10 protein-coding genes and 1 tRNA gene are annotated in these 12572 nt (G+C 61.4%); 4 read left to right on the forward strand and 7 right to left on the reverse strand.

Translation table 11 applies throughout. The annotated features are described in order from the left end of the window. Positions 1–8: 8 nt before the first annotated feature. The 7 genes from thrB to FHU41_RS05205 form a co-directional block, all read right to left on the reverse strand. The gene (gene thrB, locus FHU41_RS05175; RefSeq protein WP_179388530.1) at positions 9–1016 is read right to left on the reverse strand and encodes a homoserine kinase; all 1008 of its coding nucleotides are present in this window, start codon (positions 1014–1016) and stop codon (positions 9–11) included. Beyond that, complete coding sequence (thrC, locus tag FHU41_RS05180; protein ID WP_179388531.1) at positions 1017–2132, reverse strand: threonine synthase; 1116 nt, start codon at positions 2130–2132, stop codon at positions 1017–1019. It abuts the gene before it with no gap. A 5-nt stretch (positions 2133–2137) separates the two neighbouring features. Then, the gene (locus FHU41_RS05185; protein WP_179388532.1) at positions 2138–3478 is read right to left on the reverse strand and encodes a homoserine dehydrogenase; all 1341 of its coding nucleotides are present in this window, start codon (positions 3476–3478) and stop codon (positions 2138–2140) included. Beyond that, a complete protein-coding gene (gene lysA, locus FHU41_RS05190) occupies positions 3478–4932 on the reverse strand; it encodes a diaminopimelate decarboxylase (protein WP_179388533.1) in 1455 nt (484 codons plus the stop codon). The genes FHU41_RS05185 and lysA overlap by 1 nt, the downstream gene beginning before the upstream one ends. Before the next feature lie 2 nt (positions 4933–4934). Next, complete coding sequence (gene argS / locus FHU41_RS05195; protein ID WP_179388534.1) at positions 4935–6596, reverse strand: arginine--tRNA ligase; 1662 nt, start codon at positions 6594–6596, stop codon at positions 4935–4937. A 68-nt stretch (positions 6597–6664) separates the two neighbouring features. Then, positions 6665–7957, reverse strand: coding sequence for an HNH endonuclease family protein (locus FHU41_RS05200; protein ID WP_179388535.1), 1293 nt, complete (start codon positions 7955–7957; stop codon positions 6665–6667). Between the two features lie 109 nt (positions 7958–8066). Continuing rightward, positions 8067–9269, reverse strand: a complete 1203-nt coding sequence (locus tag FHU41_RS05205; protein ID WP_179388536.1) for an MFS transporter — start codon at positions 9267–9269, stop codon at positions 8067–8069. Positions 9270–9452: 183 nt separating this feature from the next. Between FHU41_RS05205 and FHU41_RS05210 the strand changes: the two genes are divergently transcribed. The 4 genes from FHU41_RS05210 (at position 9453) to FHU41_RS05225 (ending at position 12489) form a co-directional block, all read left to right on the forward strand. Further along, a complete protein-coding gene (locus FHU41_RS05210; protein ID WP_179388537.1) occupies positions 9453–9953 on the forward strand; it encodes an FMN-binding protein in 501 nt (166 codons plus the stop codon). 44 nt (positions 9954–9997) lie between these two features. Then, on the forward strand, positions 9998–10831 hold the full coding sequence (locus tag FHU41_RS05215; protein ID WP_343046286.1) for an FAD:protein FMN transferase: 834 nt from the start codon (positions 9998–10000) through the stop codon (positions 10829–10831). Positions 10832–10845: 14 nt separating this feature from the next. Further along, complete coding sequence (locus FHU41_RS05220; RefSeq protein WP_179388538.1) at positions 10846–12360, forward strand: FAD-dependent oxidoreductase; 1515 nt, start codon at positions 10846–10848, stop codon at positions 12358–12360. A gap of 56 nt (positions 12361–12416) precedes the next feature. Then, positions 12417–12489, forward strand: a tRNA-Arg gene (locus FHU41_RS05225). The last annotated feature ends 83 nt before the right edge of the window (positions 12490–12572 follow it).

The raw sequence follows: 12572 nt of genomic DNA on the forward strand, positions 1-12572 counted from the left end.
GGCAGCAATTACCGCCGATGCAACTCCATTTTAGCACCATTGGTGTCGATTTCGAGCTGTTGAACACGCCAGGCCAATTTCGAGGCAAATTCATCGTTCTCGGAACTGTTCTGAGCAGCTGCCAAGGACTGCGCCAACTGCGCTTGTTCGGCACCGTAAGCGAGCGCCAGCACGGTGGGGCCAGCGCCGGAGATCACCGCAGCCAGGCCCTGCTTCCGCCAGACCCCCATCAGCTCAGCACTCCCCTGCATGGCCTGAGCGCGATAGCCCTGGTGCAGATAATCCTCGGTGGCTGCCAATAGCAGTTCGGGGGCGGTTGAAAGTGCATGGATCAGCAACGCTGCCCTGCCCGAGTTGGCGGCAGCATTCTGATGCGAGACCGAGGAGGGCAGCATGGCCCGAGCGGTCTCGGTGGAGAGCTCGACGGCGGGCACGGCCACCACCGGGTGCACCTCGGGGCGTACCTGCACCCTGGCACTGCGATAGTTATCGCCCTCCTGCCAGGAGATCGCCAAGCCACCAAAGAGCGCCGGGGCAACATTATCCGGATGTCCCTCCAATTCGGAGGCCTGTTGGAAAATCCACTGCTCACCATTCTGTGCCTCGGCCGGAACCAGGGCGTGGGCGGCGCTGATTGCCGCCACAATAGCCGCGGCCGAGGAGCCCAGGCCCCGACCATGCGGAATCACGTTTTCCGCCACGATGCGCAGTCCGGAGCGCTGATAACCCAGGCGGCTCAAGGCATGGTCGATGCTGCGCACGGTCAGGTGCGAAGCATCCCGGGGCAGGGATTCCGCTCCTTCCCCGCTGAGTTCGAAGAGCAGCTCGTCACCGGGCAGGGTCTCCACGGTCAAAGTGTCGTACAAGCTCAGAGCCAAACCAAGCGAATCGAAGCCAGGACCGAGATTAGCGCTGGTCGCTGGAACTCGCACAATGACCGACTGCCCAGCCTCGATCCGAGGCAGCTCAGCCTTTTGGGCCAGCTCAGCCCTTTGAGGCAGCTCAGCAGCACCCATCTAGGCTTCCAGCCCGAGTGCCCGAGCCACGCTCACCACGTCGAACTCCACCTTCTCCGGCTGCACCGGGCTGCCATCGGGCAGTTTGAGTGCCCAATCCGGGTCCTTCAAACCATGCCCGGTGACCGTGATCACGATGCTCTGGCCTGATGCTAGCTCACCGGAACGGTGTTTCTTCAGGATTCCGGCTACCCCGGCCGCCGATGCGGGTTCCACAAAAACACCCTCCTGAGAGGAGAGCCAGCGATGTGCTTCTAGAATCTGCTCGTCGGTGACCGCCTCGATCACACCACCTGATTCGTCCCGGGCCGCAATAGCCTGCTCCCAGGAAGCCGGGTTGCCGATTCTGATCGCGGTGGCGATAGTATCCGGTTCGTCGATCGGATGTCCGGCCACAATCGGAGCAGCACCAGCGGCTTGGAAGCCCCACATTGCGGGAGTCTTGCTGGAGACAGCGGGCAACTCACCGCCGTCGGCTCCCGGAGTGGGGTTGCTGTAGGGCGCCGCGTATTCCTGATAGCCCTTCCAATAAGCGGTGATGTTCCCGGCATTCCCCACCGGAAGGGCGTGAATGTCCGGGGCGTCGCCGAGTACATCGACCACCTCGAAGGAACCAGTTTTCTGGCCTTCGATGCGGGCCGGGTTGACCGAGTTAACCAAGAACACCGGATAGGCCTCTGCGAGTTTACGGGCTACCTCGAGGCAGTTATCAAAATTGCCATCCACCTGTAACAAGGTGGCGCCATGGGCTATCGCCTGGCTCAATTTTCCCATCGAAATCTTGCCCTCCGGGACCAGCACCGCGCAGTTCAGCCCCGCTGCAGTAGCGTAGGCCGCCGCCGATGCAGAGGTATTGCCGGTGGAGGCGCACACCACAGCCTTGGCCCCGGCTTCAACGGCAGCGGTGATCGCCATTGTCATGCCGCGGTCCTTGAAACTACCGGTCGGGTTCATACCCTCGACCTTGAGGTACACCGTGCACCCGGTTAGCTCCGAAAGGGCGCGCGCCGGCACCAAGGGAGTGCCGCCCTCCCCTAGGGTGATGATCTTGGTCTTCTCGGTGACCGGCAAGCGGTCCGCGTACTCACGGATTACGCCGCGCCATTGCTGAGCCATTGCGTTCAGATTCCTTCTACTCGCAGAACGGAGGTTATTTCTCTGGTCACCGGCAACTGGCGGATTTGTTCCACCGTTCCGGCGAGCGCAGATTCAAGCGCTCGGTGGGTGACAATCCGCAACTCCGCATAGTCCTCTTGGTCTACCGAGTCGCGGTGAATGGTCTGCCGGATGGTCTCGATCGAGACGCCCTGGCCGGCGAAGAGCTGCGCGATCTGCGCCAGCACCCCGGGCTGATCGGCCACGGTGAGGCCAATGCAGTAGCTGGTTTGCACCGCTTCGATGCCGAGCGCGGCGACTTCCCCGGTGGTGGTTTCGGTCCGTCCCGGGCCGCCCAAGACGATCCTTCGAGCCGCCGAAACCAGGTCTCCGAGCACGGCGGAAGCGGTTGGTGTACCGCCGGCGCCCTGACCGTAAAACATCAGCTCACCGGCGTATTCAGCCTCCACAAAAACGGCGTTGAAGGCACCATGCACGGCAGCCAATGGATGCTCGCGAGGCAGCAGCGTCGGGTGCACGCGCACGCTGACGCCGCCCTCCTCGCCATCCTTAGCGGGGAATTTCTCGGCAATGGCCAGCAGCTTGATTACCAAGCCGGCTTCTTTGGCTGCCGCAATATCCGCCGCGGTGATCGAGGAGATGCCCTCGCAGTGCACGTTCTCTAGGGCAAAACGGGTATGGAAGGAAAGCGAAGCCAGAATCGCTGCCTTGGCCGCCGCATCGTGCCCCTCGACGTCGGCGGTCGGATCTGCTTCGGCATAGCCAAGCCGCTGTGCTTCGGCGAGCGCAGTGGCGAAATCGGCGCCCGTGGAGTCCATCTGATCCAGGATGTAGTTGGTGGTGCCGTTAACGATGCCCAGCACCCGGGTGATCTGGTCCCCGGCGAGCGAGTCCCGAATGGGACGCAGGATCGGGATCGCTCCGGCCACGGCTGCCTCATAGGACAGTTGCACCCCGGCGGCGTCTGCCTGCTGATACAGCGTCGCCCCATCGGCGGCCAGCAGGGCCTTATTGCCACTGACCACGCTGGCGCCGTGCGCAATCGCGGTCTGAATTAGGCTGCGCGCTGGTTCCAGACCACCGAGCAGTTCGATCACTAGATCGGCTTCTTTTACCAAAGCCTCAGCGTCGGTGGTAAGAAGCTCGCGAGGTAATGGAGCGGTGCGGGGTGCATCCAGGTTCCGCACCGCGATGCCTAGCAGCTCAAACCTGGCGCCGGTTCTAGCGGCCAGGGAATCGGCGTCGTCGAGCAGTATTCTGGCCACCTGCGCGCCGACATTACCGCCGCCGAGCAGGGCGACTTTGAGCGGCTTATGCGCGAGGACGTGGTTTGTGGGGGCAGTCATCAGGCTCCTGGATCGCGGGCGAGCAAATCTTCTTCGGTCTCCGCCCGCACGATCACCCGTGTGGCGCCATCCCGCACGGCGACCACGGCCGGACGGGGCAGGTAATTGTAATTACTGGAAAGTGACCAGCAATAGGCACCGGTACCGGGCACCGCGAGTAAGTCTCCGGCCGCGACATCACCGGGCAGGTAGGCATCTCGCACCACAATGTCGCCGCTTTCGCAGTGCTTACCGACCACCCGGCTCAGCACTGGCTCGGCCCGACTAGCTCGATTGGCCAGCACCGCAGTGTAATCCGCATCGTAAAGTACCGGGCGTGGGTTATCGCTCATCCCGCCATCCACCGCGAGGTACCGGCGTTCGGCCGCTTCGGCGCTTGCCGATGCATCGGGGGCATCCACGGCGACCGTCTTTACGGTGCCTACCTCGTACAGGGTGAAAGTGCTTGGACCGACAATGGCGCGGCCGGGCTCAATGGAGATCCGCGGTGGCTGCAGCCCCAGCCTGGCACACTCCTGACGGACGACGGCGGCCATCGCCTGCGCGATCTCGGCGGCAGGCCGGGGGGAATCGGTTTCGGTATAGGCAATGCCGTAACCCCCACCCAAATCAACCTCGGCTAGTTCAACGCCGTGCCGATCACGCATTTGAGCACTGAATCCAAGCAAACGCCGGGCAGCCTCGGCAAAGCCCTCCGCATCAAAGATCTGCGAGCCAATATGGCAATGGATACCGAGTAATTCGATGTGCTCGGCGTCGCGGGCGGCCAAAACGGCTTGTTCGGCCGGGCTTTGCTTGGCGCCTTCCGGACTTCCGGCGGCGCCGCCCAGGGCAAGTGAGAGTCCGAACTTCTGATCCTCATGCGCGGTGGCGATGAACTCGTGGGTATGCGCATGCACGCCGGGGGTCAACCTGAGCATCACCTTGGCCCGGACCCCGAGCTCGGCGGCCAGCACTTCGATCCGGGAAATTTCGTCGAGCGAATCCGCGACGATCCTGCCTACGCCGCGTTGCAAGGCGCGGCGCAACTCGGCATTCGATTTATTGTTCCCATGCAAGCCAAGTTTCTCCGCGGGCACTCCGGCCCGTTCGGCCACCAGTAATTCCCCGCCGGAGCAGGTATCCAGGAACATTCCCTCCTCGATCACCCAGCGCGCTACCTCGGTGCAGAGGAAGGATTTGCCCGCGTAGTAGACGTCCACTCCCCCGCAAATATCGTCGAAGGCGGCGTTGAAGGCGTCGCGGAATTCCCGGGCGCGCTGCCGAAAGTCTGCCTCCGAAAGCACGAACAGCGGGGTGCCATAATCTTCGGCCAACCGACGCACGCTCACCCCATCGATAGCCAACTCACCGGCCGGGTGCCGGACCACATCGTGCGCCCACTCCTGCGTGCGCAGCTCATTGACATCCTCCGGGTAGCTCAACCACCCGGGCGCCAGAGGCGAAATCGCCATCCTTACATCCTCTCCGGAGCCGAAACGCCGAGCAGTTCCAGACCGTTAGCCAGCACCTGACCGGTGGCGTCATTGAGCCACAGCCTGCTGCGGTTGAGGTCGGTGATCGGTTCCTCGCCTTGCGGGGTCACCCGGCAAGCGTCGTACCAGCGGTGGTATGCCCCGGCGATCACTTCCAGGTGGCGAGCCACCCGATGTGGTTCGCGGAATTTAGCCGCTTCGGACACCACCGAGGGGAAACTGCCGAGAGCGGCCAGCAACTCGGACTCGGTGGGGTGCTCCAACAGGCTGGCGTCGAAGGGGAATTCGGCTGAGACTTCGCCCACCCCGGCGGCGGCCGCGTTGCGGTCCACAGCCTTAGTGCGGGCATGCGCATATTGCACATAGAACACCGGGTTATCGTTGGTGGCTTTCTTCAACTGCTCAGGTTCCAGCGAAAGCGGTGAGTTCGCCGGTGAACGTCCTAGCGAATAGCGCAGCGCATCGGCTCCCAACCAATCGAGCAAATCCCGCAGTTCAACAATGTTCCCGGCACGCTTGGACAACCGGGCACCGTTGACCGAGACCATCTGGCCGATCATCACCTCGATATTGTGTTCCGGATCGTCCCCCGCGCAGGCGGCAATCGCCTTCAGCCTGCCAATATAACCGTGGTGATCGGCGCCGAGCAGGTAAATCTTCTGCTCGAAGCCTCGATCCTTCTTCGACAGGTAATAGGCGGCATCCGCGGCAAAGTACGTTGGCTCACTATTGGCTCGGATCAACACCCGGTCTTTATCATCGGTGAAGTCCGTGGTACGCAACCAGACGGCACCGTCCTGGTCGAAGACGTGTCCCTGTTCGCGCAGCCGCTCAACGGCCTTCTCAATGGCTCCACTGCTGTGCAATTGCTGCTCTGAAAAGAAAACGTCGAACTCCACCCCGAAGTCGTCCAGGGTTTCCTTAATATCAGCCAGTTGCGCCTGATAGGCGGCATGCCGAACGACCGGCAGCGCAGCCTCGTCGGTAAGTTCCCGAATCGCCGGATGATCGGCCAGCACGGTATGTGCCAACTCGTCGATATATGCACCCGGGTAGCCACCCTCCGGAGTCGGCTCGCCCTTGATCGAGGCAAAGACCGAGGCGGCGAAATTATTCATCTGCGAACCGGCGTCATTGATGTAATACTCTCGGCTGACGGTGGCTCCGCTGGCTTTGAGTACCCGAGCGAGCGAATCGCCGACGGCGGCCCAACGGGTATGTGCCAAGTGCAGAGGCCCGGTGGGATTGGCGGAGATAAATTCCACGTTGATCACCTGCCCGGCCAGGCTGCTGTTCTCGCCGTAGTGTGCACCGGCTTCAACAATGTTCTTGGCCAAGGCCCCGGCCGCAGCCGCCTCGAGGGTGATATTCAAGAAACCCGGGCCGGCCACCTCAACCGAGGCAACGCCGTCGAGCGCTTCAAAACGAGCCTTCAACGTCTCCGCAATTACCCGCGGGGGAACACCAGCAGCCTTGGATAGCTGCAGGGCAATATTGCTGGCCCAGTCCCCATGATCCCGGTTCTTCGGTCGCTCCACTCTCAACTCCGCGGGAATCGATTCCGCCGGCGCGGTGATTTCACCGGCGGCGACGGCGGCCTGCAGGGATGCGGTAAGAGCTACGGAAAGTTCGTCAGGAGTCACCGCTCCAGCATAGTTGGAACCGCCGGGTGCCCCCAATATGACTTACTCTGCGCGGCAAGTCGGCTCGTTCAGGAAGTGGGGCCTGGATTTGGCGTGCTGGGACTCGGGCCTGGCTGGATTGACTCCGGCGACGACGGTTCCGGCTGTGGTGATGCCGAGGGACTGGGCGGCGTTGAACACTCCGGCAGAGTTGGCAGTGCGGTCGGCAGGAACGGAGTGGTCGTAGACATCGGCGAGATCTGCACCGGCGTTGACTGCTGAGCGCTGCTGGACTGCTGAGCGGTTGCTTGGGCGGATGCTGGCTCAGCCTGCTCACTACCGTTTTCCGGGCTCGGCGGGGCGCTGCTTGTCGAAAGTCCAGACTGACCGCCGCTCGGTAGGGCGCTGGATGACTCCGGAGCGATAAGTGGCTGCTGCGCGTCATCAGCCATCGGACCCCCTAGCTGCTTAGACGATGCTGTCCGGTTGCTCGGCGCCAAGGTCTGCGGGCAATTGGCCAGCACGGCGGCCATCACATCGTGTTCATCCTGACTGAGCCACAGCCCATAACTGACCTTGACGCTGAGTTGGCGAGCAACATAGGAGCAGCGGTCATCCATTTCCGTTGGCAGCCAGGCCGAGGCGTCGGCATTGTGCTTGCTTAGGGCGGTTTTAGCTGCCACCGCATTCAGATTGAGTGGATCATTGGCAAAGGCTATCCGCTGAGCCAGGCTCAGTCCCTGGCCACCTTTTCGCCAGGCATCGCTAAGCGAAACCGCTTGGTCAATCTGCACGGTGGCCGGGTTCTTCCGGTCGAAGACCACGGTATCCCCGCTATAGGGGTCGGAGAGCTGTCCACTCTGCACCAGGCAGTCATGCCCATCGAGGGTCGGTTTCACATTGCTCAGATCGCGACGCAGGATGTCATTGCGGGTATCGCAACCATTGTTGTTCACATCCAGCCAAGCCGCGCCGAACTTCGATCGCTGATATCCGGCGGCGGATTGGACGGCCTTAATCGGCATCAAGGCAAGCAATTTGATGGCAAGCGTCCGGTAGGCCGGTTGCGGGTGTGGAGCCACTGCCCCGGCAGGGACACTGGCAGAAGCCGGGGCGGGATCAATCGGCGGCTGGTCGGTTGCCGCCGCAGGGCTCGGCGGGCTGGTCAGGTAAATGGTCGGCGTACTGAAGGACTCCTGCTCCACCGCGGGCGAAACGTCAACTAAGGCTTCACGCAGGGCACCGCCAACCACGGCGATCAAGACGAGAGCAACTACCCAGGCGGAGATCATCGCCCAGAACCGGAGACGGCGTGCTCGGCTGGGCAGCATGGATTCCTCCGGGAAGTCCGCTGCCACCGCTTCCGCCGCTTTCGAATCCACGCTCATCCTCGTCCGCTTCCGGGCCGAAGAGCCTCGGCCTTGAAGTGAGACTAATCAGGTTTCCTGAAAATTTCCCGGATGTTTCCCGACGTTTAGCCGAAATGGGGATTTATGACGGATCGCCCTGCTGATCTTCCAGAAAAATGGGACGGCAGGCGAAGAACGCGCCGAGGCCCAGGACTCCCAGTGACACGAAGAGAAAGATGAAGCCGGTGGTCCAATTGCCGGTCGCCTGATGCAGCACCCCGAAGAGCACCGGACCAATGCAAGCCAGGGCATAGCCGACACCTTGACTGAAGCCGGAAAGAGCGCCAGCCCCCTGCCGGGAACGAGTTCTCAGGTTGATCAGCAGTAAGGAGAGCGGGAAGGTACCCGGGCCGATGCCTGCCAAAACCACCCACAGCCAGGTGAGATTCCCTGGGCTGAGCAGGATCCCTAGGTAACCGGAGACAAAGCAGATCAACAAAAAGACCACTACGGGTAAGGGATTCCGCATCCGGCTGGCAAATAAGGGAATCACCAGGCTCAGTGGCAAGCCTAAGCCCGCAAAGAGGGCAAGCATTGAGCCGGCGGCTTCATGACTTAGCCCGGCCTCCGTCAGTATCTGCGGCAACCAAGCGAACATGGCATAGGTATTCAGCGAAGTGCAGCCGAACATCAGGGTCAGTCCCAAACCCATCGTCGAGCGCCAGACACTGATTTTCCGCTCAGGCGCCGCCGCAGCAGCCATCGCAGACTGAGTTGCCGCTGCCTCCCGCTGTTTCCGGCCCAGTAACAGGACTATCCAGGGCACCACCGCAACGAAGTTAAGCACGGCCCAACTGGCCAGGGAGAACTGCCATCCAGCGGCGGAGGCCACCGGGACAGAGAGCTGCGCGGGTAGCGCGGTACCCACGCTGATCATGGTGACATAGAGCGCGGTGACCAAGCCCAGGCGATCCGGAAAATAGTGTTTCACCAGCGGTGGCAGCAAGACATTCCCGGCACCTAGACCGGCCAGCCCGAGCACGGTAAAAATCAGGAACAGGGGCGTATTGGGTGCGAATACTCGGGCAACTTGGCCAATAATGGCTACTGCCATCGCCCCGATCAGCAGCTTCTCTAGGCTTGTCCAGCGCATCATCATCGGGGTGAAGAAACCGAAAAAGGCGAAAGCCAGGGTGGGGAGCATGCCGAGCAAGCCAATAGTCAACGAGTCAATCGGCAGATCTTTGCCGATCTCCGAAACTACGGGAGGCACTACCGTGACCGCTGAACGTAAAGTGGTAGCGACGATCAGGATGCCGACCAGAGCTATAACTCGGCCCTTCATAGACGCTGTTTTTACCACTTGCCCCACGTTATCAGTGGCTCCTACCGCGGCCTATGGAAAATGTCTTTATAAGTATGTTCGCTTCCTCACAACTCCTCACAGCGAACTTGAAGGTTGCAAGCTGAACCCTTCCACCACCGCCATCGTCTCCTAGACTGACAACGAATCACTTCAGGAGGATGAATGCGAACTACCACCCGCAAGACGATGTTCCTTTCCGCGGCGGGCATCGCCCTGGTCGGCGGCGTGACGGCCTGCGCGCCCACGGCCAGCCAGCCCAGTAACGCGGCCAACCAGGATGCCTCAAGTCAAAGCACCTCAAGCCAGCAGAGCTCAAGCAATGCCAGCAGCTCCAGTTCGGGAACTTCGGGGACATCTGGGACAAGCAGCTATCAGGACGGCAGCTACAGCGCGGATGGTCATTACGTCTCCCCCAATGGCGAGGAGACTATTGGCGTCAAACTCACCCTGGCCTCGGGGGTGATCACCGATCTGCAACTCACTCCGCACCCCACCAGCCCTAACACGCAGCAGTTCCAGGGCGAATTCATTTCCGGCATCAACGCCATTGTGGTGGGTAAGAAGATCGACGAGTTGAATGTTTCCAAGGTAGCCGGATCCTCGTTGACCAGTGGCGGCTTCAATCAGGCCATTACAGAAATTGAGAAAGAGGCCAGCAAATAACTGGCAGCCAGCCCGGTTCCAGGGCTGAATACCGCTTCGAGGCAATCGGGACGCACTGGCAGATCGACACTCTTGAGGAGCTAGATATCGAAATCCGTGGGGCTCTGCGCACCGTAATAGCGGATTACGATCAAGGTTTCTCCCGATTCCGGCAAGATTCCGTGGTCTCTCAGGCCGGGGCGGTTCCGGGGTATTACCGCCTGCCCCAGGCAGCAGCCAGCCTGGAACCGCTCTACCGCTCTCTTTATCGACTGACCGAGGGTGCTATGACGCCGCTTATCACCGGATCCCTTGAGCACCTAGGCTACGACGCTGACTACACCCTGCGCGCGCAACCGGGTTTTTTGCCGTCCCCGGACTGGGCTGAGGCAATCGACTGGCACGGAACCCGCTTGCAGACCAAGCAGCCGGTGGTGCTCGACGTTGGTGCTGCGGGCAAAGGCCAGCTCGTCGATCTATTGGCCGCAGAGTTAGAGCGGCACGGTGTGGGGAACTACGTGATCGACGCCAGTGGCGACCTATTCGCGCAGGGCCTGACGCTGCGGGTGGGCCTAGAACATCCGCTCGATCCGAGCACAGCCATCGGAGTGGTGGAACTTGACCACGGCTATCCAGCCATCTGCGCCTCCGCATCGAATCGGCGTAGCTGGGGAGCTGGCCTACATCATGTGCTTGATGGCAGCACCGGAAAGCCGGTGCAGACCGTGCTAGCCAGTTGGGCGCTCGCCCAGGACGCCATGCAGGCCGATGCGCTGGCCACCGCTCTGTTCTTCACCGACCACGCAACGCTGGCCAAAGAATTCGACTTTGCCAGCGTCCGAATGTTCTCCACCGGGCGCGCCGAAATCTCGGACAATTTTGATGGAGAGATCTTTTGAGGAGAATTCAGCCAATGAGAGCACAACTCGACGGCTTTCTAGGCCGCTTCACCATGTATCGCTTGGTGCTGTCGGTGCTGACGATTCTGCTGGTCTATTCCTTAGTGTTGGACCTGCTGGGCTGGTTGACCTTCGGCATTGGTGCGATGCTGCTCAGCGCGCTGCTGAGCGTCGCGATCTGCACCCTGGTGAGCTGGGTGCTGGCCAAAATCTTCCGAGTCAAGGCTCATCTAGAATCCAGCCTGATCACCGGATTGTTAGTCTATTTCCTGTTCTGGCCCACTTTGGATCCCACCGCGCTCGGCGGAATAGCACTAGCCGCCGCCTTAGCCGGTGCCTCAAAATTCCTGCTCGCCTATCGCCGTCGTCATATCTTCAATCCGGCAGCCATCGGAGCCTTCCTGGTCTCCTTGACAGGCCTCAACCTGGCCACCTGGTGGACTGCTACTCCTGCCATGCTCTGGCTGCTGATCCCGGCGGCCTTGCTCGTGCTCTACCGCAGTTCTAAGCTCATCTTTGCCGGTATTTTTGTGGTGGTCGCGGCGGGTGTTATTTCTCTTCGTCTGATCGGTAGTGGCCTTGACCCGGCCACCGCGCTGAGCCAGCCGTTCGGCTCGCTTCCGGTGCTGTTCTTCGTCGGATTCATGCTCTCTGAACCGCTCACCCTGCCACCCCGTCGCTATCAGCAATGGCTGCTAGCCGGCGTCGTAGGACTGCTCTTCTCAGTCCCATTCCAGCTTGGCCCGATCTTCTCCAGCCCTGAGCTAGCCCTGCTGATCGGCAACCTCCTGAGCTTCCTGCTCGGGCAGCGCCGCGGGCTGCGGCTGAAATTCAACGGTTCCAGGGAGCTCACCCCGAGCAGCCGGGAGTACCTCTTCAGCTCGGACCGGCCGGCCCGCTTCGCCGCCGGGCAGTATATGGAGCTATCGCTGCCTCACCGCAAGGCCGATCTGCGCGGTATGCGACGCGTCTTCAGCCTCACCACGGACCCGCACGACGGCGGCCAGCTCGCCTTCGCTTTGCGGCTCGCCGAGCCTTCCAGTAGCTTCAAGAAAACCCTCAACACCCTGCGGGCCGGTGAGGTGATCTCGGCCACCGGGGTGTGGGGAGATTTTGTACTGCCACGTGGGCACTCCCCCTTGCTGCTGTTGGCTGCCGGAGTGGGTATCACGCCGTTCATGAGCCAATTGCGATCGGTGCTACACACCCCTGCTGAGCACCGCGATGTGGTACTGGTCTATACCGTGACTTCGCTGGAAGAGTTCGGTTACCGCCAGGAACTCACCGAATTGTGTGCCGCCGACGGGGTACGGCTGGTGGTCTGTTGCCCGGTGGATCCTGAAATCACCGGAGCCGAACACCTAGCTTCCGGCTACCCCTCCGCCGAGCAGTTGGCTGCTGCCGTTCCCGATATCGGCATTCGACGGGTCTATGCTTCGGGATCCCCCGCGTTCGTGGCTCACGCCAGGGCTTCGGGACACCGCGCCGGAGCTCGAAAGGTACATACCGATAGCTTCCTGGGTTACTAGTCTGCCGTCGGTTTGCTCTTCGGGGAGGCTTAGCTGCTAAACTCGATAAGTCCCTTGCCCTCGTAGCTCAGGGGATAGAGCGGTTGCCTCCGGAGCAACAGGCCGTAGGTTCGAATCCTATCGAGGGCACTTTTCTTCGTTTCTCGCGTATTTTTCGCGCATCACCTCACCGATTTGACCCGTCCCCATGGGGACGGGTTTACGGTTTTCCC

Source organism: Psychromicrobium silvestre (assembly GCF_013408295.1).
Lineage (GTDB): Bacteria > Actinomycetota > Actinomycetes > Actinomycetales > Micrococcaceae > Renibacterium > Renibacterium silvestre.

Coding starts and splice junctions, on each gene's coding strand:
- FHU41_RS05210 (WP_179388537.1), top strand. CDS start 9,453: ATGCGAACTACCACCCGCAAGACGATGTTCCTTTCCGCGGCGGGCATC.
- FHU41_RS05220 (WP_179388538.1), top strand. CDS start 10,846: ATGAGAGCACAACTCGACGGCTTTCTAGGCCGCTTCACCATGTATCGC.
- lysA (WP_179388533.1), bottom strand. CDS start 4,932: ATGGCGATTTCGCCTCTGGCGCCCGGGTGGTTGAGCTACCCGGAGGAT.
- thrC (WP_179388531.1), bottom strand. CDS start 2,132: ATGGCTCAGCAATGGCGCGGCGTAATCCGTGAGTACGCGGACCGCTTG.
- FHU41_RS05185 (WP_179388532.1), bottom strand. CDS start 3,478: ATGACTGCCCCCACAAACCACGTCCTCGCGCATAAGCCGCTCAAAGTC.
- FHU41_RS05205 (WP_179388536.1), bottom strand. CDS start 9,269: ATGAAGGGCCGAGTTATAGCTCTGGTCGGCATCCTGATCGTCGCTACC.
- thrB (WP_179388530.1), bottom strand. CDS start 1,016: ATGGGTGCTGCTGAGCTGCCTCAAAGGGCTGAGCTGGCCCAAAAGGCT.